42 protein-coding genes and 1 pseudogene are annotated in these 23801 nt (G+C 41.7%); 12 read left to right on the top strand and 31 right to left on the bottom strand.

The features are described 5' to 3' along the window. From V8Q34_RS22560 to V8Q34_RS22515, 10 genes are all read right to left on the bottom strand, one after another. Window positions 1–1344 carry a PBSX family phage terminase large subunit gene (locus V8Q34_RS22560; RefSeq protein WP_335836380.1) on the bottom strand — a complete coding sequence of 448 codons (1344 nt, stop codon included), beginning with the start codon at window positions 1342–1344 and terminating at the stop codon, window positions 1–3. Beyond that, window positions 1319–2089 carry a phage terminase small subunit gene (terS, locus tag V8Q34_RS22555; protein WP_335836379.1) on the bottom strand — a complete coding sequence of 257 codons (771 nt, stop codon included), beginning with the start codon at window positions 2087–2089 and terminating at the stop codon, window positions 1319–1321. Before terS ends, V8Q34_RS22560 begins: the two co-directional genes overlap by 26 nt. A gap of 75 nt (window positions 2090–2164) precedes the next feature. Further along, complete coding sequence (locus tag V8Q34_RS22550) at window positions 2165–2434, bottom strand: hypothetical protein (RefSeq protein WP_335836378.1); 270 nt, start codon at window positions 2432–2434, stop codon at window positions 2165–2167. A gap of 113 nt (window positions 2435–2547) precedes the next feature. Further along, complete coding sequence (locus V8Q34_RS22545; protein WP_335836377.1) at window positions 2548–2754, bottom strand: hypothetical protein; 207 nt, start codon at window positions 2752–2754, stop codon at window positions 2548–2550. Window positions 2755–2767: 13 nt separating this feature from the next. Continuing rightward, on the bottom strand, window positions 2768–3718 hold the full coding sequence (locus V8Q34_RS22540) for a hypothetical protein (protein ID WP_335836376.1): 951 nt from the start codon (window positions 3716–3718) through the stop codon (window positions 2768–2770). Window positions 3719–4558: 840 nt separating this feature from the next. Then, complete coding sequence (locus V8Q34_RS22535; protein ID WP_335836375.1) at window positions 4559–5062, bottom strand: hypothetical protein; 504 nt, start codon at window positions 5060–5062, stop codon at window positions 4559–4561. Beyond that, window positions 4999–5211, bottom strand: coding sequence for a hypothetical protein (locus tag V8Q34_RS22530; protein WP_033143977.1), 213 nt, complete (start codon window positions 5209–5211; stop codon window positions 4999–5001). The genes V8Q34_RS22535 and V8Q34_RS22530 overlap by 64 nt, the downstream gene beginning before the upstream one ends. 3 nt (window positions 5212–5214) lie before the next feature. Next, window positions 5215–5502, bottom strand: a complete 288-nt coding sequence (locus tag V8Q34_RS22525) for a hypothetical protein (RefSeq protein ID WP_335836374.1) — start codon at window positions 5500–5502, stop codon at window positions 5215–5217. A 33-nt stretch (window positions 5503–5535) separates the two neighbouring features. Then, complete coding sequence (locus V8Q34_RS22520; protein WP_335836373.1) at window positions 5536–5919, bottom strand: hypothetical protein; 384 nt, start codon at window positions 5917–5919, stop codon at window positions 5536–5538. Further along, window positions 5903–6199 (bottom strand): hypothetical protein, encoded by a 297-nt coding sequence (locus V8Q34_RS22515; RefSeq protein WP_054353042.1) that lies wholly within the window; start codon window positions 6197–6199, stop codon window positions 5903–5905. The genes V8Q34_RS22520 and V8Q34_RS22515 overlap by 17 nt, the downstream gene beginning before the upstream one ends. 226 nt (window positions 6200–6425) lie before the next feature. Here V8Q34_RS22515 and V8Q34_RS22510 point away from each other — a divergent pair, with 226 nt between their 5' ends. Continuing rightward, window positions 6426–6587, top strand: a complete 162-nt coding sequence (locus V8Q34_RS22510) for a hypothetical protein (protein WP_335836372.1) — start codon at window positions 6426–6428, stop codon at window positions 6585–6587. A gap of 58 nt (window positions 6588–6645) precedes the next feature. On the opposite strand, the gene V8Q34_RS22505 is transcribed toward V8Q34_RS22510, so the two are convergent. Together V8Q34_RS22505 and V8Q34_RS22500 are read right to left on the bottom strand one after the other, a co-directional pair. Then, window positions 6646–7053, bottom strand: a complete 408-nt coding sequence (locus tag V8Q34_RS22505) for a hypothetical protein (protein ID WP_033144120.1) — start codon at window positions 7051–7053, stop codon at window positions 6646–6648. Window positions 7054–7484: 431 nt separating this feature from the next. Beyond that, window positions 7485–8621 carry a phosphoadenosine phosphosulfate reductase domain-containing protein gene (locus V8Q34_RS22500; protein ID WP_335836371.1) on the bottom strand — a complete coding sequence of 379 codons (1137 nt, stop codon included), beginning with the start codon at window positions 8619–8621 and terminating at the stop codon, window positions 7485–7487. A gap of 142 nt (window positions 8622–8763) precedes the next feature. Here V8Q34_RS22500 and V8Q34_RS22495 point away from each other — a divergent pair, with 142 nt between their 5' ends. After that, entirely contained in the window at window positions 8764–9429 is a 666-nt protein-coding gene (locus tag V8Q34_RS22495; RefSeq protein ID WP_335836370.1) for a hypothetical protein, read from the top strand. Between the two features lie 99 nt (window positions 9430–9528). Here V8Q34_RS22495 and V8Q34_RS22490 read toward each other — a convergent pair whose 3' ends face one another. The 17 genes from V8Q34_RS22490 to V8Q34_RS22410 all read right to left on the bottom strand — a co-directional run bounded on the left by V8Q34_RS22490 (window position 9529) and on the right by V8Q34_RS22410 (window position 16238). Beyond that, window positions 9529–9780 carry a hypothetical protein gene (locus V8Q34_RS22490; RefSeq protein WP_335836369.1) on the bottom strand — a complete coding sequence of 84 codons (252 nt, stop codon included), beginning with the start codon at window positions 9778–9780 and terminating at the stop codon, window positions 9529–9531. After that, window positions 9764–10036 (bottom strand): hypothetical protein, encoded by a 273-nt coding sequence (locus V8Q34_RS22485; protein ID WP_335836368.1) that lies wholly within the window; start codon window positions 10034–10036, stop codon window positions 9764–9766. The genes V8Q34_RS22490 and V8Q34_RS22485 overlap by 17 nt, the downstream gene beginning before the upstream one ends. 1 nt (window position 10037) lies before the next feature. Then, entirely contained in the window at window positions 10038–10334 is a 297-nt protein-coding gene (locus tag V8Q34_RS22480; RefSeq protein WP_335836367.1) for a MazG nucleotide pyrophosphohydrolase domain-containing protein, read from the bottom strand. Between the two features lie 10 nt (window positions 10335–10344). Further along, window positions 10345–11178, bottom strand: coding sequence for an ATP-binding protein (locus tag V8Q34_RS22475; RefSeq protein WP_335836366.1), 834 nt, complete (start codon window positions 11176–11178; stop codon window positions 10345–10347). Then, window positions 11084–11896, bottom strand: coding sequence for a conserved phage C-terminal domain-containing protein (locus V8Q34_RS22470; protein WP_335836365.1), 813 nt, complete (start codon window positions 11894–11896; stop codon window positions 11084–11086). The genes V8Q34_RS22475 and V8Q34_RS22470 overlap by 95 nt, the downstream gene beginning before the upstream one ends. Then, on the bottom strand, window positions 11871–12305 hold the full coding sequence (locus V8Q34_RS22465; protein WP_330425202.1) for a putative PDDEXK endonuclease: 435 nt from the start codon (window positions 12303–12305) through the stop codon (window positions 11871–11873). The genes V8Q34_RS22470 and V8Q34_RS22465 overlap by 26 nt, the downstream gene beginning before the upstream one ends. After that, on the bottom strand, window positions 12268–12639 hold the full coding sequence (locus V8Q34_RS22460) for a hypothetical protein (protein WP_033144162.1): 372 nt from the start codon (window positions 12637–12639) through the stop codon (window positions 12268–12270). The genes V8Q34_RS22465 and V8Q34_RS22460 overlap by 38 nt, the downstream gene beginning before the upstream one ends. Before the next feature lie 42 nt (window positions 12640–12681). Then, window positions 12682–13275 (bottom strand): putative HNHc nuclease, encoded by a 594-nt coding sequence (locus V8Q34_RS22455; RefSeq protein ID WP_335836364.1) that lies wholly within the window; start codon window positions 13273–13275, stop codon window positions 12682–12684. Between the two features lie 90 nt (window positions 13276–13365). After that, window positions 13366–13989, bottom strand: coding sequence for a Sak single strand annealing protein (locus V8Q34_RS22450; RefSeq protein ID WP_335836363.1), 624 nt, complete (start codon window positions 13987–13989; stop codon window positions 13366–13368). Then, complete coding sequence (locus V8Q34_RS22445; RefSeq protein WP_033144164.1) at window positions 13973–14161, bottom strand: hypothetical protein; 189 nt, start codon at window positions 14159–14161, stop codon at window positions 13973–13975. Before V8Q34_RS22445 ends, V8Q34_RS22450 begins: the two co-directional genes overlap by 17 nt. Then, complete coding sequence (locus V8Q34_RS22440; RefSeq protein WP_033144165.1) at window positions 14161–14346, bottom strand: hypothetical protein; 186 nt, start codon at window positions 14344–14346, stop codon at window positions 14161–14163. The genes V8Q34_RS22445 and V8Q34_RS22440 overlap by 1 nt, the downstream gene beginning before the upstream one ends. 46 nt (window positions 14347–14392) lie before the next feature. After that, entirely contained in the window at window positions 14393–14581 is a 189-nt protein-coding gene (locus tag V8Q34_RS22435) for a hypothetical protein (RefSeq protein WP_148394035.1), read from the bottom strand. Next, on the bottom strand, window positions 14578–14751 hold the full coding sequence (locus V8Q34_RS22430; protein WP_187370723.1) for a hypothetical protein: 174 nt from the start codon (window positions 14749–14751) through the stop codon (window positions 14578–14580). The genes V8Q34_RS22435 and V8Q34_RS22430 overlap by 4 nt, the downstream gene beginning before the upstream one ends. Further along, window positions 14741–14923, bottom strand: coding sequence for a hypothetical protein (locus V8Q34_RS22425; protein ID WP_148394036.1), 183 nt, complete (start codon window positions 14921–14923; stop codon window positions 14741–14743). Before V8Q34_RS22425 ends, V8Q34_RS22430 begins: the two co-directional genes overlap by 11 nt. 23 nt (window positions 14924–14946) lie before the next feature. Further along, window positions 14947–15099, bottom strand: a complete 153-nt coding sequence (locus tag V8Q34_RS22420) for a hypothetical protein (RefSeq protein ID WP_335836362.1) — start codon at window positions 15097–15099, stop codon at window positions 14947–14949. An 84-nt stretch (window positions 15100–15183) separates the two neighbouring features. Further along, complete coding sequence (locus V8Q34_RS22415) at window positions 15184–16044, bottom strand: prohibitin family protein (RefSeq protein WP_335836361.1); 861 nt, start codon at window positions 16042–16044, stop codon at window positions 15184–15186. Beyond that, a complete protein-coding gene (locus V8Q34_RS22410; RefSeq protein ID WP_335836360.1) occupies window positions 16041–16238 on the bottom strand; it encodes a hypothetical protein in 198 nt (65 codons plus the stop codon). Before V8Q34_RS22410 ends, V8Q34_RS22415 begins: the two co-directional genes overlap by 4 nt. A 69-nt stretch (window positions 16239–16307) precedes the next feature. Between V8Q34_RS22410 and V8Q34_RS22405 the strand changes: the two genes are divergently transcribed. Both V8Q34_RS22405 and V8Q34_RS22400 read left to right on the top strand, forming a co-directional pair. Then, on the top strand, window positions 16308–16577 hold the full coding sequence (locus tag V8Q34_RS22405) for a hypothetical protein (protein ID WP_335836359.1): 270 nt from the start codon (window positions 16308–16310) through the stop codon (window positions 16575–16577). 320 nt (window positions 16578–16897) lie between these two features. Further along, window positions 16898–17065, top strand: a complete 168-nt coding sequence (locus tag V8Q34_RS22400) for a hypothetical protein (RefSeq protein ID WP_335836358.1) — start codon at window positions 16898–16900, stop codon at window positions 17063–17065. On the opposite strand, the gene V8Q34_RS22395 is transcribed toward V8Q34_RS22400, so the two are convergent. After that, window positions 17046–17243, bottom strand: a complete 198-nt coding sequence (locus V8Q34_RS22395) for a hypothetical protein (RefSeq protein ID WP_335836357.1) — start codon at window positions 17241–17243, stop codon at window positions 17046–17048. The genes V8Q34_RS22400 and V8Q34_RS22395 overlap by 20 nt on opposite strands. Before the next feature lie 106 nt (window positions 17244–17349). Continuing rightward, window positions 17350–17568: a hypothetical protein gene (locus V8Q34_RS22390; protein WP_335836356.1), complete on the bottom strand. Its 219-nt coding sequence runs from the start codon at window positions 17566–17568 to the stop codon at window positions 17350–17352. Between the two features lie 482 nt (window positions 17569–18050). On the opposite strand from V8Q34_RS22390, the gene V8Q34_RS22385 reads away from it, so the two are divergent. The 8 genes and pseudogenes from V8Q34_RS22385 to V8Q34_RS22350 all read left to right on the top strand — a co-directional run bounded on the left by V8Q34_RS22385 (window position 18051) and on the right by V8Q34_RS22350 (window position 23722). Continuing rightward, entirely contained in the window at window positions 18051–18380 is a 330-nt protein-coding gene (locus V8Q34_RS22385) for a helix-turn-helix domain-containing protein (protein ID WP_335836355.1), read from the top strand. A 23-nt stretch (window positions 18381–18403) separates the two neighbouring features. Further along, on the top strand, window positions 18404–18730 hold the full coding sequence (locus tag V8Q34_RS22380; RefSeq protein ID WP_335836354.1) for a helix-turn-helix domain-containing protein: 327 nt from the start codon (window positions 18404–18406) through the stop codon (window positions 18728–18730). 14 nt (window positions 18731–18744) lie between these two features. Next, on the top strand, window positions 18745–19341 hold the full coding sequence (locus V8Q34_RS22375; RefSeq protein ID WP_335836353.1) for an ImmA/IrrE family metallo-endopeptidase: 597 nt from the start codon (window positions 18745–18747) through the stop codon (window positions 19339–19341). Between the two features lie 16 nt (window positions 19342–19357). Next, the gene (locus tag V8Q34_RS22370) at window positions 19358–19669 is read left to right on the top strand and encodes a hypothetical protein (RefSeq protein ID WP_335836352.1); all 312 of its coding nucleotides are present in this window, start codon (window positions 19358–19360) and stop codon (window positions 19667–19669) included. Between the two features lie 43 nt (window positions 19670–19712). After that, entirely contained in the window at window positions 19713–20906 is a 1194-nt protein-coding gene (locus V8Q34_RS22365; RefSeq protein ID WP_335836351.1) for a hypothetical protein, read from the top strand. Window positions 20907–21176: 270 nt separating this feature from the next. Beyond that, on the top strand, window positions 21177–22745 hold the full coding sequence (locus V8Q34_RS22360; protein ID WP_335836350.1) for a recombinase family protein: 1569 nt from the start codon (window positions 21177–21179) through the stop codon (window positions 22743–22745). A 24-nt stretch (window positions 22746–22769) separates the two neighbouring features. Beyond that, window positions 22770–23216 (top strand): annotated as a pseudogene (locus tag V8Q34_RS22355) (manganese catalase family protein); the annotation flags it as partial. After that, entirely contained in the window at window positions 23213–23722 is a 510-nt protein-coding gene (locus tag V8Q34_RS22350) for a superoxide dismutase family protein (RefSeq protein WP_103732449.1), read from the top strand. The pseudogene V8Q34_RS22355 and the gene V8Q34_RS22350, both read left to right, overlap by 4 nt. Window positions 23723–23801: the final 79 nt, after the last annotated feature.

Here is a 23801-nt window from a genome sequence, read left to right as displayed (position 1 = left end):
TCACTCTCTTTCTGTAAACGGCAGGAATATAGCTATTAATCCCCACATACCGCATACAAGATACCTTGTGGCATCTGCAGCATGGTCATTGACCTTTAATACTTCTTCCTTGCCTTTTTCAACGCTTTTGGGGTCATACTGATATAGCCCCAGCTCTTTAATAAGCAGCGTTTGCTTTTGCTGATTAATCAAAATCCGGCGGAAAGAAAAGAATTTCTGTACTCTGCTTATCCCAAGCTTTACATCGTTGAATGCCGGGATAACATCTATATGTGGCATAATCCGTCGCACTTCCTCAATGAAGCCGGCTGCAGAAGGGTCAATAAATACCCAGCTCACTACCCTGCCATACTCTTTTTCCAGCCTATCACAAAAATCTTTCAATTCTTTTGCGTATTCGGAAGGGGATTTCTGTCCCTCTTCCCGCCCGCAATGACTCCACTCGTCCAGTCCGCATAACGTCTGCCTGCTGTAACTGACACCGAATGCCTCGAATACCGTAGGGTTCTTTTGGCCGTAGTCAACTCCTACTCCTATCTCACCAATTGTCTTTTTCTCATCTTCTGGGAGTCCATCGTAGTAATGAAGTTCAGCATTTACCATGTAATAGACCAAATCGTCTATACCTATGCTCTCTCCAAGCCATACCCAGCGATACATCTTAGGGTCGGTCTGCTCCATGACCTCCGCTGATTCAATGAGATCAGGCCCCAGCCAATCTGGGGGTACATCTCTATAATCTGTGTGTATGTGGATGCAGTCCGGCCTCTCCTCCATCTTACGACACCATTCGTTTATGGGGGCATTCGGGTTTTTGGGTGGATTATAAAGATAAATCATCTGGAACCCGCCCTGATTTCCACGGACGAAGGTAGCCTCGATGTTTGCCAGTTCTTCCTCTCCCTCGCCGTCATCGAAGAACTCCGTCAGCTCGTCCAGTACCACAAGCTTAATGGGTTTATCCTCATCTATGATACCTTTTGTATCATCCACACCGTCAGATCCGGAAAAGTAAATGGTGTTTCCATTCTTTTTGTAGGTTATCTCCATCGGGGATTTCCCAATCTTGAACCGTTTTTTACTGACTCCCAAGCGGTTAATACCGCGTATCATCTCCTTATATACCGTCTTGCGCAGCTTATTGTGGTGCTTGCGCAGGACAACGCAGGATGCGTTATGCTCATCCATAATCCGAAAATCTGTGGTGATACTCACATAACTTGACTTTGTTCCAGCACGCCCGGAAGTAAGGATGATGTGCCTATGCGTCCGGTCATTAAACAAAGGGAGATACTTCGGGATGACTATCTCTGATATCTTAACTTTCTTCTTTTGGCGCATCATTGACTATTTCCACCCCGTCCTCTCCATCTTCATCTTGTCCGTCTCGATTCAGTTTATCAACCTGGGCTTTTATGAGTTCCAGGTGCGCGTCATCGTACCCAAACTTGTGTAATGCCTCTATTGCACGCTGGCGTCTGGCCTGCACCCTGGTAAGGGCCTCCTCAACTGCCTGTATCTGCCCAAGGATACCCGTAAATTCCCGCAAGTCTGTGATCTTGCCTTTTTCAAATCCTGCAGTGTATTTCGTTACCGTCATGCCCGGTGGAACTTTTGTTGCAATAACACCTGGCTTGTCATCTTCTTCCTCTGGAAGGTATTCTTCCAATTCACGCAGGCCATCTATACGCTTCAGCATCCGGCGCTCCCTAACCGTCAGAAGCTGTATCTCCTGCAGAAGGAGCTGCTCCTTATCCGGCTGTACCATCTCCAGGAGTTCTTTTTCTTCGGCATCCAAAGTATCAAAAAAGAGAGTCTCAAACTCTCCCGTTTTCACTGCATTCTTATTTCCCGGCGGACCTGTTCCACCGTGGCCTACAGCATTTCTGTTGCCTGGCTGCCCGCCTTTCCTCCTTTGCAAACGTTCGCTTTTATTTAACGAGCGCTCACTTCCCCACTTATATGTGCTCTTCCAACGCCGAACAGTCCCTTCCGGCAAATTTAGTTGACTTGCAATCTCAACTAATTTCTTTCCGTTCAGGTACATTTCCTTTGCCTTCACAGCTCGCTCATCCAGTTTCCGCGGCACTCTCACCACCTCTCAATCGTTTCGTTTTGATGTCTGCAAAAAGAGACAGCCGAAGCTGCCTCTCATAATATCTTTTCATTTTTCAATCTCAACATCTAAGGCTGCAGATATTCTTTTTAAAATCATAAGTAAATTAATTACCATGAGTAAAGAAAAGTAATAAATCAGTACACTTTGAATCAATGTATATTTCGCCACAAAGACATTAATCAAACATAGCACTAGTAATAGTATGCTAATAAGAATTTCAAACATTATCGTATAATATGTTTGTTTTAAAGCATCTTTAATAGTATCCGCTTCATTCGCCGAGTATTTTTTATTTGCCTTTACCTTTTCTTTCATATCCATAACTACAGTCAACAAAGTAAATAACATAGCTGTTAAAATAGATATGATTATTGTTATAAGATTCAATATATCACCATTAATCACTTTATTCTTTGCAATACAAATGGCTATAAAAAAGGCAGTACTATATACATAAATACTGGTACAAATAATAATTTCCCTTGTGGATTTCTAAAACAGTTTACATGATTTATAACAATATCTTTTATGGACAAGTATTTTATTTTTAATACACAGCGAATAAAAAGCACCACCACCAGTAAAATGCAAAGTACTCCATTAGAACTTGTAATAAAAGCTACCACTTGCTTCATTTTATCATCTCTTTCATACAACACCCATTCCGTGCAAATAATCTATAGCTGTCCTTTTCATTTCATCCTTAAGAATCAAGTACGATGGATGTCCTTTATTTACACCAGCAGTTTCTGTTATATCTTCAACAATTACGATCGAATCTATATTTGTCATATTAATGGTCTTGTTTGTCTTTCCTTTTGTAAAATTAAATTTCAACACATCATAATCAAAATCCGGAATCTCAACAATACTTGTATATATTCTCTGACTTCTCAATGTTTCTCTTATTTTATCGGCTCCTTTATCCAAAAATCCTAATGGATTATGAATTATTCTCTCCTCATACGCATTATCCTCCGGTTTTTTAGAAATTCCATTTCTTTCTGAAACATCATTTGGTATTCCATATTTAATCATTTTAATTTCTTTTAAGAATCCATCTCTTAAATATCTCTCAATATATTCAACAGGTGCTATTGTCCCCATCGTAAAGCTCAAATCCGGGTAAAGATTCTGCATATATTTTTTTAATCTTTTTTCAAAGCTGCCTTTCATTCCATAGCGGCCTTCTGTTTGAAAAATAATGATGCCTTTCTTGGTATTTCCTTGAGGAATTGCTACATAAAACGCGAACGGCATCACCTCAGCCTCATCAATTGTTTTATTATGTGTGACTTTTTTGGTTTTTCTATTAACCAATTCTGATTCTGTTCCATATTCACCTGTCTTCACAACCCCTGAAATAAAGGAATACATCTTTTGCCCGTTTTCATTATATACTTCATCTCTTTCAATTCTTTCTACTTTAAAAACTGTTTCAGTATAATTGTCAGTATCAAATTGTTGTTGACTGTTATGTAAAAACAAATCCATTATATCTAAAAAATCAACTCTACTATTAACAGTATTCAATTCTTTCTTTTTACGCCGAGTTTGATATATCTCTAATCCATATACTGCCAATCCTATCTTATTCATTTGGTAACCCTCCAATACATTAAATATGTTACCATTTTAATCCATTTACTGACATAATTCAACAATTCCATGTAAAGGAGTTATACTTTATAATAGAACATATGTTCGCACTTGTCTATAGAACTATTATCTAAAAAATACCCTACAATTTTGTAAGGTATTTTTAAATAAAATGTATTGGGGGAGTATCGCCTTCCGGCGAAGCAGAACATCCGGAATCGAACCGGAACCCAGGGCGCGACCCTGTCCATCTGCCATTGATGGTATGCTCCACACATTGCACCGCCATAACGGTGCTGTTATCCCAGACCTGGGACATGCGGTTTTTGTTTCATCGTTTTAGGCCGATGCAAAGAAACCGCAAAACAAACTCTTACCTCAACCGCTTTTGGTATCAGAACCCCCTCACAACTCCACCCAGGGACGTCTCCCATGTTCTTTACTCTACACCCGTTTTCTGGCCGTTGGTACCACGACAATGATACAGATGTTTTGCTTTATACTTATCACTGCCCGGCTCTTCTGTCCGTGGCAGCGGAGAGGTTGTAGTTAATCGGTTCCCCCAGCGGCGGGTTCACCTTACTCATAAAATTATACAAGATATAGCAGCACGCAGCCCACCCCGTACTGCTCCGGCGACCATCAGTTCCCTGCTTCGCCCCTACCCAAATACCGGACGCTCCGGCGTCCTGCGGCGTTGCCCTGTTATACAGGCCCGTCTTATGAGGAATCGCATTCGGAACCGGCTAATCAGCCGCGGAGCTGTGACACCCCGCAACCGCACTTTCAAACGGAGGATATTATTTTATGTTCTACTCGTTCTATCTTAATTATACCATATTAATTTTGTGCTTTGTGTGCGTTTTCAAGGTAATCACAAATTTTTCTGGAGATTCTGCTCCTATCCAATGCTACAATGTCAGCCACCTGGCTTTGTGTCATACCTTCCAAATAATACAGTTCAAAGATTCTTTTTACTTCACCTTCTGGCATGTCTTCTATAAATTCTTCTACTTCATTCATTTTAGATTCTACATAACACTTTCTGGCATATTTTTGTGCAATATCCTTATCAATCTTATCGGCCTCCTTTGGGTCCAACATTGGAACACTGACACGCCGCTCTGTAAACGGGAAATTATGATCTGATGACTGCACCTTGCCCATAACTACAGGCAGCGCTTCCCGGCGTTCCTCCAGCCTACTTATCTGCTTGTCAATCATCAGCAACTCCCTTTTCAATGGCTTGTACCTTTCCAGCGTTTTTTTGTCCATTGGCATCACCTCCAGTTTTGCATCTCTTTGCTCGCATTTACCAGTGATGCTTTTAAATCTTCTCGCCATTTATCCGTCTGATTATATTTAAACGGACAGTTCTGATATTTTTTATATGTATCAAGCATCTTGTTTCTGTGTTTTAAAAGCTTTTCCTGCATGTCTATTTCTTTGTACAGGGCAAATGCTATTTTAAGTATAATCAACATCTCTTTCATCCGTTACCTCCTGTCCATCATCTGCATAAACTCTTGATACTGATAGCTCTCACAGGCTCCTGTTTTATGCCGGAGGAGAATGTGGTGCTCATACAGATTGATAACCTGCATCCGGCGGCTTACCTTTACGGTCCTCCGTCCCTCGTCCTTAATGTCTATGATTATATGTACTGTTTCTCCACGTTTTACGCCGTACCGCTTTTCCCGCGCCCTTATGTTTTCCTCCCGCCTGATCGCGGGTAATGCCTGATTGTATGTAGGGTCCGGGTAGCCTGATCCGTTTCTTCCCATCTATCTTTCTCCATTCCAGATATTCTAAGACCGTCATTTGTTCCATCGTATTTGCAGTTCAAGATTTAATTCTTCTTTTATTGTTTGGATATAATCATCCCAGGTGCAGAAATCATCAATCATGCACTCAGCCTTCTTATTCATCCGGTCAATAAACCTCTGGCAGCGTTTCTCACCGAATCCAAACTCATCATGAAGAACGGCAACTGTGAGAATTGTAAAGGTATCCATTGTCATTTCTTTAATTTTCTCACTGGCCGTATTTAAATCCTTCCTGGACAAATTCAGGGAAATTCCTGTCAGATTCCTGAATTTTATTTCTTTTTCCAATTCTTCTATGCCGCCCTGCCCGGCGATTTTTAATGCATATACCATTCCTTCTGTCCTGGCCTGCATCTCCTTATTCCGGCTGCTCATGGTCTTCCACCTCCCGTTCCTGTTTTTCCATATACCATTGGAATATCAGACGGTTTACCATATGCGTAAATCCTATAAGGTCCATTTCGTCATCACCGGTTATCGAAGTATATAAGAGATTTACCGCTATAATCATTGCGGTAAAGTCATCTGTAAGGTTCTCCTCTTTCAGTTCTATTTTTGGCATTTCAGTGCCTTCTCTTTCATCTGCATCTAAATATAAGTCTCTCAATGCTGTCACAAACTTTTCTACTCTTTTATTAAATTCATTTTCATTCATTTTTATTTTCCTTTCACAATTCTTTTATCTTTTCACCACAGTTTCATCACATTTTCCCGGTATAGTAATACTCAACAAAGGGCGATAACCTTTTTCATATAGACTTTTCTTTTTCATACTGCCGGGCCTGCTGACCCGGCCCTCCTTTTTTTGAAGAATAAATTTCGTAGTAATCTAGATTTCCACTCTTTATGAGAGTATAATAGACCAAAGGGAGGCGATTCTTATGGATAAATACACAAAGAAAGCTTTAATAGAAGGTATTTTGTGGCTATTACTTTTGTTGTTTATGTTTATTTGTCCAGAATTTATGCCGGTTATTGGTTTAGTAATACTTGGAGTTTTTCTTATAAAAGTGATAGGCAAATTCTTCGATTCACATTTATAGTGTTTCGTTATACATACTCGCACTGATCATGCACACACTTAAAATCATTACACATAGACTAATCCTCCATTTCTGCAAGCGCCTTTTCAGCAGCTTCGCGGGTGAGGAATACAGTCATTCCAATCTTTTTCAAATCCGAGAACTTAATATAATGTTCTTCTATCTCCCATGCCCCTTCCCCACAGAATCGGTATATCTCATATACTTTAGTATTCTCATCCATTTTACACGGCAGCCGCAACAGTAGGCCCTGCTCCTCATCTCTCTTATACCCCATAAGCTCTTTAGCCTGGTTTGCATAGGCCTGATCTATTGCTCTAATCCGCTCCGGGGCAAGACCGGTGTCCTCGTACTTTTTGAGCTGCCAATATAATGTCATGGCATTTTCTTTAACCGCTCTTGCATCAACTACGGTCCTTCTCCATCCCCCGTCTATTTTTTCATCAGGAATCGTTAATCTATCCATTCCTATCCCTCCAATCCCAACCTGTCCTCGAACTCCTGGTAACACGCCATGCACCCCAGAGTATCCACAAGACTACATGCTATGTACCCGTCCTGATACACTACCACATTGCACTTTAGGCACTCCTTTACCTGGCAGCCTTTATATTTTGTAAACCCTGGGCAGTAATGGACCGGATAAAATATCCCGCCTCTGCACCAATGCGCCTGCTCTTCCGGTTTATTCCAGTCACTCCAGGCAGTCCTTTGCGGCCTACCTGGGTGAGCTATATCGTATGGGTCTATCTTTGCCCGGCGGTCATCATAACAATCACCATAAGGGCAACGATTTGACCACCAGTACAGACAGTACCGGCAAACACACTGTCCGCAATGCTTAAAAAGGTACATTGTCCCTGGCCTGCAGGTAGTCCGATATACTCAATTGACCATTCATGGCAGCGCCTCCGGGAAGTCATAGATAGTCATCTGACCGCCTCTCTTTGCCTCTGCCTGCTTCATCTTTTTAAAATCATTATATCTCTGTCTATACCTGTAGCTGTCTCCAAAAATATTCCATGCCGCTTTAACAACATTCGGTTCGTATGGCCTTATCTTTTCCAGATCCTCGACTGCTCTTGCGGAAATACTACATCCACAGCAACCTGTGCGCTTCAGTCCATACACCTCATAAGCATCTGAGTATCTAATCCCATACCGCTCTTTATACCATGCCTTATCTGCATCTGATACATAATACAGCGGCTTTAACCTGAACTGCCCGTTACTTGTTTCCGAGAAGCACATCGTCCCGTTTGCATCTTCGGATTTAGGCACGGAACGCATGCCTCCCTCATCTCGGCGCTCTCCCGTAATAACCATTTCGTATTCAGCCTGTACCTTGTGGGCGACTTGTTTTTTGCAGTAGTCGCAGCATTTTGCACTAATCTTGAAATCACAAGGATTCTCAACCATAAACTCATACAAATATTTTGAAGAGTTAATCACAAGCTGTATATTTGGCCTGGGTTCTCCGTCCCGGTTACAACAGCACAGAAAATTGATTCCCTGTTCTGATTTTGGATATCGTTCCCTCAGTTCTTGCCTTATTTTTGCTTTATCATCTGCATTGTCATATTCTTCCTTGACGGAAAACGGCAGTTCTTTTTTCTGTACCGTTTCCATTACACTTGATACTATTTTTGAAATAAATGGGATACCATACTCCCTTGTAGACTGCACAATGTTTTTATTCGGCCTATATTCCGTTATTTCAACACCATATTTGTTCTCGACATCCCTTACATGGTCTTTTATCGCCTTCATTTCGAGCCCGGTGTTAAAAAAACAGTATTTTATTTCCGGCAAGCCGAACATTATTCTTGTACGCTCCACTAAATCCAACATAATGTCGCTGTCGCTTCCACCGGAATACGAACATATCGCATTCGGATGTTCTTTCAAGTGCTTTGCAATAATCGACTGTATTGCCTGAAATTTACTCGGTGCATCAAAGTCAGCGTATGCTGGGCGGTTCGTATATACTCTTGAATGATATACTTCCTTGTTGCTTTTCTTTGTCTGTTTCATTTTTCTTTAAGAAGCCCGGTATACCCTTACCCCTGCAGGAGGCTGGCCCCTTTCTCAGATTTATTTTCCGTGTTACCAAATTCTTTTAATTATCATATTTATATGGTATAATTTTCCTTACTAATGATGAAAGGTAACTATTATGGATAATAACAAAAAAATTTTTAGTAAAACTTCAATATATGCAGCCATCGTCGGTGCGCTTTTAGCTTTTATTGTTGGCAAACTATTTAATCCTATCTTTGAATTTGTATTCTCACTTTTTCTAAATATTGGCGGCGGATTTGTGCAGCTTATTTCGGATGCAACATATAAGCAAATTTCGGATGGTTTTTCAGAACAAGGCACAGGAGTACTTATGTATGTTTTGATTGTCGTTGCTGTCTCAGCCGCCAACTTTTTACGTGAAGTATTCAAAAATTTTTGTGATAAAATGATAAATATCATTGAATCTAAAAACGCTAATGAAACACAGATATTGCCAGACAAAAGTAATACATCTACACGAAATAAAGATGCCAAATTACCAACTGTAAAAACTGTAAAGCGCTACTACAAAGCTCTTTTATTCTGTACATATTTCCTTGTTGCAATATTAGTTTTTGTTTATATGCAGTATGCTTTTGTTAATGCTAAAATAATTTCATCTACCAATAATATAGAGATTGTATCTCCTTTTGTGTCAGATCAGGAATATCGTCAACTAAAATCTGAATTCCATTTAATACAAAATTCTAATGATTATGAGAAACTTTACGATAAACTGCAGGATATAGCTGATAAAAATGATATTAAATTAAAAAAATAGCCATTTCCCAATTTCCCACCCAATAATCACACATACATAGCGACATATTTCTCGAAATGTGTCGCTGTTAATTTTTCTTGGCATTTATACCCCTTCTTTTTATTCAAATAGACTCATCTGCCCATCAATCTCCTGTTCTGGCTCTTCCGGCGCCACCATCCCCGGCAAGTGCCCCATCCCGAAGAACTTACATGCTACCCAACTCGGCTGCCAGTGCTTAGTACCCCCGGCCTCCTGGTATAGTTTGTAGTCGTAATGCTTCCCAATGCTGGTCAGGTTAGGGCACTCGTCACAGTATCTCGGGCTTGCGGTGCCTCCGGATCTCATATACATCTCACTGATTGCTCTCATTTGTGATTGCCGCCTTTATCTCTTCTTTCACATTTTCTATCACTGCCAGAGCCTCTGACAGCTCATATGATCCATTTTGCAGACGTTGGTCTACAACTTTACGTCTAAGGAGAGAAATTGTCTCCTCGAAACTCCCACAATATCCTACTGTATCGTAAATTTTATTCCCGTCCTTATCCGTCTTACCTTTATCTACGGCAAGAGTGAATCCCATATTGTTTGTAAGTGCATAATAATTTTCAATCAGGTGTACCATGTTATACCTCCTTCAATAATCCTTTTTCTTTCATTCTGTTTATCTGCCTGTTAATTTTTTTATTCATACTCTCCTGCACGGTGGTCTGTATCCCCATGAGGTATTCTATCTGCATTATCATGATGCGGACATCTCCTGCCTCTTCCGCTATATGTTCTATCGTATAAGGATGCTGTGGATCATATTTTGCCGCCGCAGTTACCAGTTCACCGCATTCTTCCATCAGCTTTATTAGCTGATTATTTATTCCATATTTTTCCGCAATAAGCTTTATTTGCTCAGTATTCTGATTAATCATACCTTTATCCCTATCCAATTACATTATTTAGCATGTAATCTGCATTTTCTCTGGCTATTGTCTCCCGTACGCTCTCTTCCGGGAAGTGAATCTGAAATGTGTTTTCCTGCAGCCGGTTTGTGATCCTGCGGTCATAGTTCAGGCCGTCGAGCGAGAAGTTACTCGTCAGGATGGTTGGAAGCTTATTCAGATACCGTTCGTTCAGAATCTGATAGAATTTCTCCCTGATCCAGTCCTTTGTCTCCTCTGTCCCGAAATCATCAATTACAAGGACCTTAACTGTCTGCAGTGCATCCAGTAGATAGCCTTCCTGTTGCTTATTTCCGTTCTGTCCCCAGGTACTCTTAATCTCCTGAAGGATATTCATGGATGTAGCAAACTTGACCTGTATGCCATGCTCATTCATAAGTGCATTTGCAATACTAGCAGCCATACGCGTTTTACCAGACCCCTTTTCTTCACTCCACAGGTACAGGCCCATGCCTTTCTCTATCATAGCGTCCAGATTATCCAAGTAGAATTTAACTCCCTTGCAAGCCACGGCAGCTATTTCCCTGGATTCATCCCTTGTATATCTCCGCAGATTAAATGTGTTGAGCCTTATTTCTTTAAGGCTGTCAGGTAATTCTGCAAACTGAAGCCGTCTGTCCATCACCTTCTGCTCCCGGCACTTACAAGGGGTGGCGTATTCAACTCCGTGCTCGTCATGCTCATACACCCATTCTTCCCCGTGGCAGATTGGGCAGGTATCACCATTCAAATCCTTCTGCTCCGGCGCCCTGCTCAATTGCCCGTCGCACAATGTCTGTTTCATCCGGTTCAGTGTTTCTTCCAGGTTCTTCAATCTTCTTTCCCCCTTTCTGGTTTAGATACCCTTCAAATTTTGTACCAAACAACGTAGCCGGCCTAAGATACTTATCCATATCCGCCTCTTTCCATTCGGCAGACTTGATGTCAATAACCCTACGAAAATCATCAAAAGTAAATCCATCATTAATCCTGGCTCGTATCAGTCTCCGCGTGTCCTTGGACCCCACCTGGAACGATTTCCCGGTACGCATATTCAAATACTCAACGATTTCCTTGTACTGGTACTTGGAATCGTCTGCCACAGGCGCATTAGATGTTTTATTATTTACCTTCTTTTCATTCTCTATATTCTTTTCATTCTTGTTTGTGGTCACTTGCTGGTCAGTTGTTGGTCGTTCGCTGGTCATCTGTTGGTCAGTGTGCTGGTCAATCTTCTGATAAGATTCCCAGTTAAGTATTGTAATTAGGCTATTTTTGTTACTTGCTTGCTGGTCAATCTGTTGGTCAGTTTTGAACGCGTTTAAGATTCTTTTCACCTTACTTTCGTTCACAGATAAATCGGCAGCAATTTTAAGCCTGCCGGTTATCAACTGCCCAGGCTGCAGCATTATTTTCTCGCCCTTAAATATCGCTGGACATGTCCCATGCGAGGCTTTCAGGAGGAGGTATACCCATACCGCCAGATGATCAGCATCTTTGCAGACCATAGGATTATCAAGCGTTTTCCTATGTAGTTTTACCCATCCTTCCATCTGTATCCCCCTCCTCACTGATATATCCGTCGTAAACCTCCAAAAAATCGTAAAGGGGTATAGTGACAAAGGTGTTTGGAAAGGAGCGTAAAAGCGTAGTTTCCGCCACCATATTCACAAAATTTACTGCACTCATGGTAGTTAGCCACGGATGTCTATTCTTTTTGTGTATGACCACAGGTATTTCGCCTTGTTTTGCATCACGCTCCGACTGTGCCATTGCATCTGACAGGTTTAAGTTCTCCACCCACTTGCACTCTATATGTAGGCCAGGAAGACCAACCACGTCCGCATCACCGTTCGCTCCGCAATACTGCTGCCCCCTCCTGGCATCATAGCCATAACTTATGAGGAGTTTTGCAAGTTCACGTTCACCCCGTTTTCCTTTCTCTCTGCTTTTCTTCCCCATGCTGCCCCTCCTTCCTCCAGTTACTAAACGTTGTCTTCATGCTGTATATTTTGTCCCAGAGCTTGCCTGCCCTGGAATCATCCTTACTTGTGTATTCCTTAAACTCCAATTCGTCCACCGGGTCCCCAGGTATGGGCCTGTAATAGCCGTTTCCGACGTTTATAATACAGTCACCGTTGTGGTTTGCCTCCTCCACTAAAATCCTCAATTGACGGTCAATAGATTCGTTTCCCGGCAGGTTCAGGTCAGGTCTGCTTACTGTGTTTTTATGGCCGGATGTGATCCGGTTAAAATATCCCCGCGCAATTTCACGAGCATCTGTCTGCTTACTCATTTGCCCTCCCTTCTCCCCGGCCGTAACCGGGGAAATCATGGCTTACAAAGTTACAAATTGTGATATATCATTCAGCGTTTCCTGCATTGGTAAACGCGAATCCGCTTTTATTACAATGCCGTATACATGATACATCTGTTCAAAGGCCTTCATACCGCGCTGATGGGCTATGGTATGGTGCATCCGGCAGAGACATATCTTACGGCAACTGCTATCATCTACCTTCCGGCGGTTCCGGCCCATGCCGATTGCATCTACATGATGTATCTCTCCAGACTTACCACATACGGCACATTTCTTGTGTTTCAGGCAGTAATACAGGTACTTACCTATATCATCCGTCCGATCAACACCAGGCTCTGATAGTGGTATACCGTGTTCTATGACATATTCCAGGATGGTATTGATAAATTCTCTTGCTGTATCCATAGAGCATGTGGAAAGGCTAAAATATTCCCCTCCTGTCCGTATGATATGCAAGTATTTCAGCCATTCTTTTTCCTCTTCTGGGAGATAGCCCGTAAAATCAGCAATATCACGGACTGTAGCATATATCTTTTTTCGCTGGGCCGATGATATATGTCGCCCATCGTCAAGCCTCAATTCTGCTTCTTTTATTCTTTTGCGCTGAAGCATATCTCCCAGCCGCCTATCAGGTATATGGATAATCAGGTCAGTACCATTTGTATCTTCCCGGTATCCCCTGATTTGTACTCCCGTGTTCATTTACTCATCCCCATACTTGTTCTTGATAGCTTTCATCATATTCCCTGCCTGCTCCCTGGTCAGCGTTTCCCAGGTCACATTATTGCGTTCCAGCCAGGCATCCAGTTTCAAGTTTGGATGGATGTCTCCTAAAAGTTTTATCTGTTTTATCTGTGCATCTGTGGCTTTGTCGCTGTCCGTTGTGGGGATCGCGTTCTCAAACTTATTAAATTCCTCCTTCAGCCACAGATTGAATCCCAGGCCCGTATGTATCGCTACGCATTTTACAAATGAGCGACACATACTGTTCCAGACACGCTGCTGTGACATTGAATTATCCTTTACCGGGTTAGATCCGTTCATGACTGGTGACTGCATCCGGTACACATTATCATCTATAACAACCTCAATGAGAGTTTCGTAACACCGATTTGTATTGTTGCTTTTATCGGTAAACACAACGTCTGTCATTCGTAGACTGCTCCCCGTTTTCGGGTCAGGTATCGGAACAAAGTATGCTTTCTCCGCACCATTCTCATGTAAGAGTTCTACGCACTTAGCCCAGTTCAGGTAAAGTTTTCCTTCCCTCTCTTCACAGTAAGGGCGGACATCTATCTTCCTCATCTCTTCATATGACTTCAGCATATTCTTCTTCCCTCCTTGCCCAGTTTCCTGAATAAAACCATTCCACTAACATCTCCTTAAAATCCTGCTTGTCCTCTTCTGTACCGGACAAACACCGTTCAAGCGCATATGCATAGGCGTCTTCATCATTTACAATTGTGCCCTGCTCAGGGCCGATACCTTCGTAATACATTATTTCCTGGCCCCCTTAATCTTCTCGTTGCCATTCACGATAGTTAATTCCGCGCCATCAGAAAGCGCTATGCAGTAATCTGGGCACGCTGTTACTGTTATATACGGTATGGAGTTTTCTGCAACATCCCGCATCATCTCTTGGATAACCGGTCTATATTTTTGTAAAATATCTTTCCCATCCATTGACTTTCCTCCGTTCTCATCCTATAATGAGGATGAATTGATATTTTCAAGTCCCTGAATGCTTCCCGGCGCCAGGGGCTTTTCCAGTTTTAATGAGTTCGTACAATTCTTTGATGTCTTCATCACCTGTCAGGTAAGCAAGAGCATATTTCAGGCGGCTGTCAGCATCCTCTAAATCATTGTCCCACGTGTCCTTTAACATACTGTCAATACATTCTCTTGTTGTCTTTTTCATGATTTTCCCTTCTCCGGCATTTCCCGGTCCCAACACGCTTTACATTCATCACAAGCAAAATCCGCACAATCCGAATAATCCTCATAACCAAAGCTGTCTGGGCAATGATGCAGCCAGTAAGCCTCCATTTGGTCAGGATGTTCTGCTTGTAACTTTTCTCTAAACGTCATAGTGTTTTCTCCTTTCTGTCCAATCTCTGGCGACCTCAAAGGCCACCACCAGCAGGATAAATATAACTATGTAGCACATAACTGCCTGCGGAGCGTCCCGTGGCTGCCACCATCCGGTCAGGGCGGCAAGAGCAGTGCATATGGCTGCGTCTTTTATTGTGGTGTAATGCATGGGCTTGTCCCTCCTCTCCCGCCTTATCCGGCGGCTTCTCTTTTGTAAAAATCCATTACCAGCCTTGACACTTCATCAACGATACGTTGAGTCTCTTCGACCGTTTTGTCTTTTGAGTAGTCATCGTGTATCCGAATCTCTCCAGCGCCGTATTTAATTGTTTTTATTAATGCCAAGAAACCACCTCCTCAATGGTTATAGTATGCAGTGATACTTGTACCTGTTCTTTGAGGACCTATCACGGGGACAAGCCCCGTATACTACTCCCCTTTGACTACAGTATCTGCCCCCTGGACAGTAACCCAGCCGTGTTCCTTACGGGCCTCCATCTCCATCATCTGTATCAATTCTGGTGTAATACTTTCTGATTTAAGTCTGTTCGCTTCTGCTTCGCCACGGGCTTTTTCAATTTCTACTGCGGCGGCTGATTCTGCTCTCACCTTATCTGTCTCTGCCTGCGCTATTGCGGTCTGCTTATCCAGCTCTGCTTTTTCAGCATCCTGTTTTGCCTGTTCCTTTGCCTGGACCTTTTCTTTCAGTGCATCATCTAACTGCACATCAATGATAAGAGCCGATGCAACGTTGATTCCGTATTCTGGTTCCAGCTTCTCATTCAGGTATTCTGTGATAGCCTTGCTCACCTCTGAACGTTTTGTGCTGTATATGTCCATAACGGAAAATTGAGGCGTGACTTCTTTTATGTAAGCGATAATGGAGTTCTGTACCATACTGTCCACAATGGCGTCCCCGTCCATGCCATTAAATTTTTCATACAGCCCCGTCACCCTGTCGGGAATGAAATTGTAGTTCATGGTCATGTTAAGCTTGACCATCCCTCCATCTGCAGGGGCATCCACATGCCAGTCAGCATGTTCCTTCTCGCCATAATCCGACGGATTATTACTGAGTACAAGCTGCTGCTGTGATACCGGATAATCTTTCACCTTATCGGTTGGGCCGACAAAATGAAAACCCGGTCCCAGTGTCTTGTCCTTTACGCCGCCTTTCATGGAGTAGACAACTCCTATTTCGCCCTGTCCTACGTGTGTCATGGACATGACCGTGTATCCTCCACCAATCAATGCCGCCGCGATAATAATTCCTACAATCACTTTTTTCATTCTGATTCCTCCTGAATCTCTTTTTTTATTTTTTCATAAGCCTTTTTCTCTACATCAAATACTTCTTTGTTTCTTTGCATCCGTATGTATATTTTGTGGCCTATAAACAAGATTAATAATGCCGCTAGCCCAAATGCTGACGCGGATAATAAAAATATGACCCACATATCTTTAACACCTTTCTCGATTGACATTTTCTTTCTGTTTCCCTATTCTTTAGTTACAGGCCCCGCCAGGCCGAGTAAAAATGAAAGGAGAACCTTATGAGCGAATACTATACGATTCTTGGAAAATCAGTTAAATGTCCTCAATACAACAAGAATATTGTACTTTCTGCCAAATATAGATTTACACAAAATCCTGAAAATGAATATGAAGTACGTTTTGCATATGCAACCTGTCCTATCATCGAAAACTCAAAATTGGATAAAGACAATCAGCGCAAAGAATATAAATACTTAGATTGTTTTAATCCTGATTGCAAACTTTTGAAAGACTTTCCTGAATTGTTTGATTCGAGAAATCATCTTTAAAAACGCACTTCCTTTTTTCTATGCAAAACTCAAAATTTTGAGCCGACTCTAAAAGGTCTTTTACTAAAGCCGCCCTGTACGACAATTGTTCGCTTTGTGCGGTTTTAGGCATTTCATCCATGAGAATTTCCAGATTTAGTTTTGCCTTTCTAATGGTTTCCTCAAGATCCGCAATATTTATAATCCTCTCAGATACAAATACCACCCTACATCACCTCCTTCATTTTTCATTGACACAACCATTTACATTATTTACCATATCTCCTATAATCTAAGTTACAGGCCCCGCCAGGCCGAGTACGCAAGAAAGGAGAAATAGCATGATTGATAAAGAGAAACGTGCTCACGATTTAGCAATTCTCTATATACAGGCAGAGATTAAAAATGGTCAAATAGAAACGCCTGAAGATTATTATTTGGATGATTTTGTTTCTTTGTACTATGACCATTACAATGAGATACTAAAAATCATTGAGAAATCATACTAAATTCTGTATTTTCATCTACCAGCATAAGGGCCTTGTTGATTTTTCCTGGAAGAATTACAGCAAGGTCCTTCATGTCGGAAACTGTGAAACCTTTTCTCTCACACTCCTTAAAAATCTCCGTAACAAAATCCTTAACCTTCTGATTATGCTTAATGCGTAATAATTCTTCGGTCTGCATTCTCTCACCTCCTCATTTCTTATTGATACAAACATATACATTTTCTTTCATATCTCCTATAATCTAAGTTACAGGCCCCCGCCAGGCCGCCGCCGATTCATGGCTGTCATTTCATGTAATCCGGTATATCAGCTCTATTAAAAATACTTACATCAATTTCCAGGGTTAACATCGGTGGCCTATCACATGGCGGGACCTCAAGTTTTAAACTCTTTATTCCATATAACTCTTTACCGTCCAGCACTATGCTGGTTATGTTTCCTAAATCTGTATGTCTACAATCGACTCTTAATTTAGGATATGGTAATTTAATTTCTTCCTTCACTTTTACCTCCTCATTTCTGATTGACACAAACGTATGTTCATGCTATATTTATTTCATCGAACATAAGTTTGTATTATTGGCGTTTAAACAGATATTCCATATCGTATTTTGGGAAAAATACTTTATGTATTTTGCACGCATCTTCATAGTGAAACCCTTTAATGGTATTACCATTAACAATGTCACTAACAGTTTGGTATCTGCATTCAAGTAACTCACCAATTTGAGTGAATGTTATTTTTTCGTTCTTCATGACCTCAATTAGATTTGGATACACTTTTTCACCTCCCAAAATATTCGCACGTGCGAATTTCATAACTGCATTATATACTCACGAACAACCATTGTCAAGAAAAATATTTGCACACGAGAATATTTTCACTTATATTTCTTATATTTATTTGTTTTTGAATACTTTTTCGTTTACAATATTCGCAAAATCGTATATAATATAAGTAACAGAAAAGGTGGTGAAAATTTAAATGGAACGGGCCAAAATAATCGAAGAACTTATAAAAGAACAAGGCTATAGTTTACGATCATTCGCTCAAAAATGTGATATACCATATACGAGTCTTTATACAATACTTAAAAGAACTGGTATACGAAAGACAAGTGTTGAGGTTGTAATAAAAATATGTCAGAATCTCGGCATCACTGTTGAAGAACTTGAAGAGATGGCTACAGGAGAAAAACTTAAACATGAGCCGTCATATGATGATGTTGAACGCCTCATAGCAAGAAATGGTAAACAGATGTCCAAAGAACAGAAATTGCGCCTAATACAGCTCTTGTCTGAAATAATTGAGTAAAAACAACTACAAGGTGAGAATATATGAAAAAAGCCAGAATACTCGAACAATTAATTAAAGGGCAAGGGTATAGCCTAAAAGCTTTTGCTAAAAAATGTGACATGCCATATACCACTCTATATGGAATTTTAAAAAAGGGTGTGGGATGCGCAGGCGTTGATAATGTTATACAAATATGTCAGCATCTTGGTATCACAATTGAAGAGCTTGAAGAAATGGCTACTGGTGAAAAGCAAAAACATGAGCCGTCATATGATGATGTTGAACACCTCATTGCCAGAAATGGTAAACAAATGTCAAAAGAACAGAAATTACGCCTGATACAACTTTTGTCCGAAATAATTGAATAATTCTGGAGGACAAAATGGATCCTGAAAAACTACATCAAAAAGTCTGGGAAGTCTGTACAGAGTGCGGAATTAAAGACTTCCCTTTTGATTGCATCGCTGTCCTGAAGCATTATGAGTTTAAGGTATTTACATACGAGCAGGCAAGATACCTGCGCCCTGAATTATATGCCCTGTGTCGGGATATGTCAGATGATGCGTTTTCGGATAAAATTTTAAAGGTCGTGTTTTATAATGATAAACTTTGTATACAGCGTATCCGCTTTTCATTAATGCATGAATTAGGCCACTTTTTATTGGGGCATGAAACTGAAAGCAGAGAAAATGAATCGGAAGCGGACGCCTTTGCTGCCAACCTTTTAGCACCTGAGGCATTGATAAAGTACCAAAATTTCCACAGTGCCCCGTCCGTCAGCAGTTATTTTGGAATTTCAATAGCTGCTGCCAACCATATAATGATGCGGACAAGATACCGCTCTTTCTGGAGCACAGATAAGTATGAGGCTAAGCTTTTGGCTTACCTATACCCAAATTCATCGACAATCCATTTTGGAGAGGATGGTATTGTAACGTCCGTTAAATTTGATAACATATATTATCTGGTTAATGGTTGAAAGGGATGACAAATAGATGACATACAAAGAATTTTTAAATTACCTGGAAAAAAACTTTGATGGATACATGGTTTTTATGGAAAAGGCCACGGAATTTCAGGAGACTAAAAATCAGAATCGGCCCGCTAAGAGCCGTTGGAAAGAGGCTAAGGTGCAGAAGGCGGTCCGTGAGATGTGGAACAAAGCCATGCAGCCACTCTATGACAACCTGAAACGAGAAATAAAATCAGGTATTCCTTATAAGTGGATAGAGTACATAGAGCAGCATGAGGTGCTGGAAGGTCTGCGTGATGCAATGGCCGATCTGAGCTTTGGTGATGTAGATTAATTTGCTGCGGCATGTTAATAAATTATTTTAAGGGGGATATTTTATGAAGAAAAAGATTCTTATAATGCTTTTCGCAGCCATGTTAAGCATTTCTTCCATAGGGTGCGGAGCCACAGAGACCAAGTCCGACGATACCTCAGACAAACAACTTGAACAGTTGCAAAAAGAAAATGAGGAACTCAAAAAACAGCTTGAGAAAGATAACGTAGCGACTAATACACCTGCTATGTCAAGTGACTTTAAGAAAGGTACAACAAAAGTCACTCATGGGGAGTTTACAGTAGATATACCTGCAAATTGGATTTCAAAAAATATAGAAGGAGAAGACGGCTTATATTTTTACCCTACAGAAAATAATACAGCGCTTTTAATGCTAACGTATACTCCCGTTCCTGAACTCCAGTCGGCATCCGATGAACAAATATCTAAAAACATGGATGGCTGGGTAAGCGGGTTAAAAGATGGTACCGGAGTAATTTCTATTGATAGTGTCAACGACTCTCAATATAATGGTACTAATGTAAAATTAGTTACTATGACACAAAAAATAGATATTTCAGACGAAAACTTTAAGGTTAGTGCAATAGGTTTTATTGCCAATAATGGACTTGGACAAATATTCATGGCTGTAGTCAACAACAATAATATTGATTACAGTGATGATTTTGAATCTATTCTAAACAGTTTAACAATTTCAGAACCTGAAACAAATAATCCGGAAAAAATCGAATCTGCCACGCAAGAAAATAATAATGAAGAAGCGCCACCATCGGTTACAGTTTACGGACCTGGTGTCCTAAAAGTTGGGTATGATATGCCTGCAGGCGAATATATTGTGATGCCGTCGAATAGAAGTAGTGGATATTTTTCTGTAAATTCTGATGCAAATGGTGATGATATTTTGTTTAATGACAATTTTAAATACAATTCAATTATCACTGTATATGATGAAGAGTATCTTGAGTTATCATCAGCAGTAGCCTACCCTTTCGATGAATGGTGTTCGCAGAATACCTTGGATACCTCGAAAGAAGGTTCTATGCTTAAAATAGGTGTTAATCTTCCTGCTGGTGAGTATAAATTGAATGCCACCTCAGATCGGGGTGGATATTATTGTATTTATTCAGACAGTCGGCAACAAGATATTCTTTCAAATGATAACTTTGAAGGTCAGGCATATATTAATGTATCCGATGGACAATATTTAGTTTTATCAAACTGTATCATAGAACAGTAACAAAAAAGCCCTTGTTGCTACAGGGGCTTCAAAATAATATATTCCACGAGGAACCGAAGGGGGAGATCATACCAACTGCCGGTTGCTAAAAATGTCAAATAATAAAAACCGGCCCCTGCGCCAACAGAGACCGGCCATACATCCGAAGATGTACACTATTACCCAAACACTAATATTGTATCATCTTCGGGGCAGCCATGCAAGCGGAACAAAAGTTCGCTGGCTGTTATTTTTGTACCCAAAAATCATATCCTATAGAGAGGTGATACGATGAATACACTTGAAAGAGACTGTATCTATTTAAGAAAGTCCCGTGCAGATCGGGAGGCCGAAGCACGCGGAGAGGAGGAAACCCTGGCCCGGCATGAAAGAATCCTGCTTGACCTTGCCAAACGCCGCGGCTGCCACATTGGAGCCATTTACCGGGAAGTAGTATCTGGTGAAACAATATCTGCCCGGCCGGTGATGCAGCGCCTCCTGCAGGAAGTGGAATCTGGTATGTGGGACGGTGTTCTTGTTGTGGAAGTAGAACGTCTGGCCCGTGGAGATTCCATAGATCAGGGTGTTGTTGCCAGGGCATTCCAGTATTCTGACACTAAAATCATAACCCCTACAAAAACATATGACCCGAACAATGAGTTTGACGAGGAATATTTTGAGTTCGGGCTGTTTATGTCCAGAAGGGAGTATAAGACCATAAAGCGCCGCCTCAATGCAGGCCGGGTATCGTCTGTACAGGAGGGCAAATATTGTGGTAACAAGCCTCCGTACGGATACCGTAGGGTGGAGCTGGAACACACAAAAGGCTACTCTCTTGAGCCTATCCCTGAGCAGGCAGAAATTGTAAAACTGATTTATAACTGGTATACATACGGGATAGATGGCGAGCGCATCGGCATGTGCAAGATAACCCGTAAGCTGATTGATATGGGTGTCCCATCTCTATCCGGAAAATCATGGTCAACCGCCACAGTAGCAAATATACTGGAAAATCCGGTCTATACCGGAAAAATAAGGTGGAACCGAAGGAAGGGCATGAATAAGATTGAGAATGGAAATGTGGTAAAATCCCGTCCTCGTTGCAATGATTACATATTAACAGACGGTCTCCACGAGGCGATCATATCGCAGGATATCTATGATCTTGCCCAGTATTACCGGAGCATGAATCCACCCAGACCGATAGGCGCATCAAACACCGTAAAGAATCCTCTGTCCGGTATAATAAAATGCGGGAAATGCGGTCATAACATGGTCAGGCGGCCGTATAACAGCCGGAAACAGGAAGACACACTCCTCTGCTCTTACACTGGATGTAATAACGTGAGCAGCCGGCTGAGTCTGGTAGAAAAAGCCCTCATTGCCGGCCTTGCAGATCTAGTACAGAGTTATAAAATCAATGACTCACTTAATGATACCAACGGAGTAGACATCATAGCCACAAAGGAAAAAGTCCTTTTGGATAAGCGCGCCGAACTGGAGAATCTTAACACCCAGAAGAATAGGCAGTATGAACTACTGGAACAAGGTATATACACCACAGAGGTTTTCCTGGAGCGATCAGGCGCCACGGCAAAGCAGATAGATGACTGCGCCGCTGCCATAGAGCGCATTGCCGCAGAACTGGCACATGACCGGGAACTCCTGGAACAAAAATTTAATTTTATCCCAAAATGCGAACACCTCTTATCCAATTACTGGGACTGGGACGCACCTACCCGGAACTCCGTGCTGAAAGAGCTACTCGAAAGAGTTGACTACTTTAAAGATAACAAAAATGACTTTAAGCGCGGGGATGAAATCACCTTTACCCTGGATATCTACCCCAAAATCCAATAGAAATACCATTGATAACCTCTCTGTACCGACGAACTGGCACACATGGAAATGGTAGCCACCATTGTACACCAGCTTACACGCAACCTTTCCATGGAAGAAATCGAGAAATCCGGCCTCGGTCCCTACTATATTGACCATACAGTAGGCATCTGGCCTCAGGCTGCCGGGGGTGTCCCCTTTAACGCCTGTGAGTTCCAGTCAAAGGGTGATCCTATCACGGATCTGTTTGAGGATATGGCAGCAGAACAGAAAGCGCGGACCACTTATGACAACATTCTGCGTGTCATCAGAGATCCGGATGTTGTGGACCCCATCCGTTTCCTGCGTGAAAGAGAAGTTGTGCATTTCCAGCGTTTCGGTGAAACCCTCCGTTCCGTTCAGGAAGAACTGGATTTCAAAAACTTCTATGCATTCAATCCCAGCTTTGACATGCCTGCCAAATGCAGCTGCGATTCAGGCTGCAGCAAATGACATTCATGCGCCGGGAATTATTGGAAGCCATGCAAAAGGTGATCACCACTGCACCGGAAGCTTACGCCTTTGTTTACGGTGGAAAAAAATATCCTCATATCAAAGGTTTCGTATACTTTTTCCCGCTGTGGGGAGGTACGGTTGTCCTTGCTGATGTTGCCGGACTTCCCACATCGGAAGCTGCCTGCCGGGAAAAAATCTTCGCCTTTCACATTCATGAAGGTTCTTCCTGCGAAGAAAATGCAGAAGGGGATTTCCCACTGACCGGCAGCCATTTAAATCCAAAGGATTGTCCGCACCCGGAACACGCCGGAGATCTGCCTCCGCTCTTTGAAAATGACGGCTATGCCCTTTCCATGTTTTATACCAACCGGTTCGTCCCGGAGGAAATCATTGGCCGGACGGTTGTGATCCACGAAAACCCTGACGACTTCAAAACCCAGCCCTCAGGGGATTCCGGCAGCAAAATAGCGTGCGGGGAAATAAAAAGCAATCTGGAAGATTAAAGCACCGCATTTCATTCCATGAAAATAGGCATCCGCAGATGAACCTTCACCTGCCGATGCCTTTTTCCTGACTTTGAGT

The organism is Blautia sp. JLR.GB0024, from assembly GCF_037000545.1.
GTDB classification, from domain to species: domain Bacteria; phylum Bacillota; class Clostridia; order Lachnospirales; family Lachnospiraceae; genus Blautia; species Blautia celeris.
The sequence above is the reverse complement of the archived record's forward strand: the minus strand, read 5'-3'. Positions and strand labels throughout refer to the sequence as shown.

Excerpts from the sequence above, each read along its gene's own strand:
- V8Q34_RS22515 (WP_054353042.1), bottom strand. The coding sequence starts at position 6,199 with ATGAATGAAAATGAATTTAATAAAAGAGTAGAAAAGTTTGTGACAGCA.
- V8Q34_RS22380 (WP_335836354.1), top strand. The coding sequence starts at position 18,404 with ATGAAAAAAGCCAGAATACTCGAACAATTAATTAAAGGGCAAGGGTAT.
- V8Q34_RS22405 (WP_335836359.1), top strand. The coding sequence starts at position 16,308 with ATGAGCGAATACTATACGATTCTTGGAAAATCAGTTAAATGTCCTCAA.
- V8Q34_RS22510 (WP_335836372.1), top strand. The coding sequence starts at position 6,426 with ATGGATAAATACACAAAGAAAGCTTTAATAGAAGGTATTTTGTGGCTA.
- V8Q34_RS22440 (WP_033144165.1), bottom strand. The coding sequence starts at position 14,346 with ATGGATGGGAAAGATATTTTACAAAAATATAGACCGGTTATCCAAGAG.
- V8Q34_RS22480 (WP_335836367.1), bottom strand. The coding sequence starts at position 10,334 with ATGATTAATCAGAATACTGAGCAAATAAAGCTTATTGCGGAAAAATAT.
- V8Q34_RS22470 (WP_335836365.1), bottom strand. The coding sequence starts at position 11,896 with ATGGAAGGATGGGTAAAACTACATAGGAAAACGCTTGATAATCCTATG.
- V8Q34_RS22450 (WP_335836363.1), bottom strand. The coding sequence starts at position 13,989 with ATGCTGAAGTCATATGAAGAGATGAGGAAGATAGATGTCCGCCCTTAC.
- V8Q34_RS22360 (WP_335836350.1), top strand. The coding sequence starts at position 21,177 with ATGAATACACTTGAAAGAGACTGTATCTATTTAAGAAAGTCCCGTGCA.
- V8Q34_RS22485 (WP_335836368.1), bottom strand. The coding sequence starts at position 10,036 with ATGGTACACCTGATTGAAAATTATTATGCACTTACAAACAATATGGGA.
- V8Q34_RS22525 (WP_335836374.1), bottom strand. The coding sequence starts at position 5,502 with ATGGGAAGAAACGGATCAGGCTACCCGGACCCTACATACAATCAGGCA.
- V8Q34_RS22395 (WP_335836357.1), bottom strand. The coding sequence starts at position 17,243 with ATGCAGACCGAAGAATTATTACGCATTAAGCATAATCAGAAGGTTAAG.
- V8Q34_RS22520 (WP_335836373.1), bottom strand. The coding sequence starts at position 5,919 with ATGAGCAGCCGGAATAAGGAGATGCAGGCCAGGACAGAAGGAATGGTA.
- V8Q34_RS22545 (WP_335836377.1), bottom strand. The coding sequence starts at position 2,754 with ATGAAGCAAGTGGTAGCTTTTATTACAAGTTCTAATGGAGTACTTTGC.
- V8Q34_RS22500 (WP_335836371.1), bottom strand. The coding sequence starts at position 8,621 with ATGAAACAGACAAAGAAAAGCAACAAGGAAGTATATCATTCAAGAGTA.
- V8Q34_RS22550 (WP_335836378.1), bottom strand. The coding sequence starts at position 2,434 with ATGAAAGAAAAGGTAAAGGCAAATAAAAAATACTCGGCGAATGAAGCG.
- V8Q34_RS22530 (WP_033143977.1), bottom strand. The coding sequence starts at position 5,211 with ATGAAAGAGATGTTGATTATACTTAAAATAGCATTTGCCCTGTACAAA.
- V8Q34_RS22465 (WP_330425202.1), bottom strand. The coding sequence starts at position 12,305 with ATGGGGAAGAAAAGCAGAGAGAAAGGAAAACGGGGTGAACGTGAACTT.
- V8Q34_RS22455 (WP_335836364.1), bottom strand. The coding sequence starts at position 13,275 with ATGCTTCAGCGCAAAAGAATAAAAGAAGCAGAATTGAGGCTTGACGAT.
- V8Q34_RS22460 (WP_033144162.1), bottom strand. The coding sequence starts at position 12,639 with ATGAGTAAGCAGACAGATGCTCGTGAAATTGCGCGGGGATATTTTAAC.
- V8Q34_RS22370 (WP_335836352.1), top strand. The coding sequence starts at position 19,358 with ATGACATACAAAGAATTTTTAAATTACCTGGAAAAAAACTTTGATGGA.
- V8Q34_RS22385 (WP_335836355.1), top strand. The coding sequence starts at position 18,051 with ATGGAACGGGCCAAAATAATCGAAGAACTTATAAAAGAACAAGGCTAT.
- V8Q34_RS22445 (WP_033144164.1), bottom strand. The coding sequence starts at position 14,161 with ATGTATTACGAAGGTATCGGCCCTGAGCAGGGCACAATTGTAAATGAT.
- V8Q34_RS22365 (WP_335836351.1), top strand. The coding sequence starts at position 19,713 with ATGAAGAAAAAGATTCTTATAATGCTTTTCGCAGCCATGTTAAGCATT.
- V8Q34_RS22415 (WP_335836361.1), bottom strand. The coding sequence starts at position 16,044 with ATGAAAAAAGTGATTGTAGGAATTATTATCGCGGCGGCATTGATTGGT.
- V8Q34_RS22540 (WP_335836376.1), bottom strand. The coding sequence starts at position 3,718 with ATGAATAAGATAGGATTGGCAGTATATGGATTAGAGATATATCAAACT.
- V8Q34_RS22430 (WP_187370723.1), bottom strand. The coding sequence starts at position 14,751 with ATGACGTTTAGAGAAAAGTTACAAGCAGAACATCCTGACCAAATGGAG.
- V8Q34_RS22490 (WP_335836369.1), bottom strand. The coding sequence starts at position 9,780 with ATGAGAGCAATCAGTGAGATGTATATGAGATCCGGAGGCACCGCAAGC.
- V8Q34_RS22425 (WP_148394036.1), bottom strand. The coding sequence starts at position 14,923 with ATGCATTACACCACAATAAAAGACGCAGCCATATGCACTGCTCTTGCC.
- V8Q34_RS22410 (WP_335836360.1), bottom strand. The coding sequence starts at position 16,238 with ATGTCAATCGAGAAAGGTGTTAAAGATATGTGGGTCATATTTTTATTA.
- V8Q34_RS22535 (WP_335836375.1), bottom strand. The coding sequence starts at position 5,062 with ATGGCGAGAAGATTTAAAAGCATCACTGGTAAATGCGAGCAAAGAGAT.
- V8Q34_RS22400 (WP_335836358.1), top strand. The coding sequence starts at position 16,898 with ATGATTGATAAAGAGAAACGTGCTCACGATTTAGCAATTCTCTATATA.
- V8Q34_RS22350 (WP_103732449.1), top strand. The coding sequence starts at position 23,213 with ATGACATTCATGCGCCGGGAATTATTGGAAGCCATGCAAAAGGTGATC.
- V8Q34_RS22495 (WP_335836370.1), top strand. The coding sequence starts at position 8,764 with ATGGATAATAACAAAAAAATTTTTAGTAAAACTTCAATATATGCAGCC.
- V8Q34_RS22505 (WP_033144120.1), bottom strand. The coding sequence starts at position 7,053 with ATGGATAGATTAACGATTCCTGATGAAAAAATAGACGGGGGATGGAGA.
- V8Q34_RS22375 (WP_335836353.1), top strand. The coding sequence starts at position 18,745 with ATGGATCCTGAAAAACTACATCAAAAAGTCTGGGAAGTCTGTACAGAG.
- V8Q34_RS22560 (WP_335836380.1), bottom strand. The coding sequence starts at position 1,344 with ATGATGCGCCAAAAGAAGAAAGTTAAGATATCAGAGATAGTCATCCCG.
- V8Q34_RS22435 (WP_148394035.1), bottom strand. The coding sequence starts at position 14,581 with ATGAAAAAGACAACAAGAGAATGTATTGACAGTATGTTAAAGGACACG.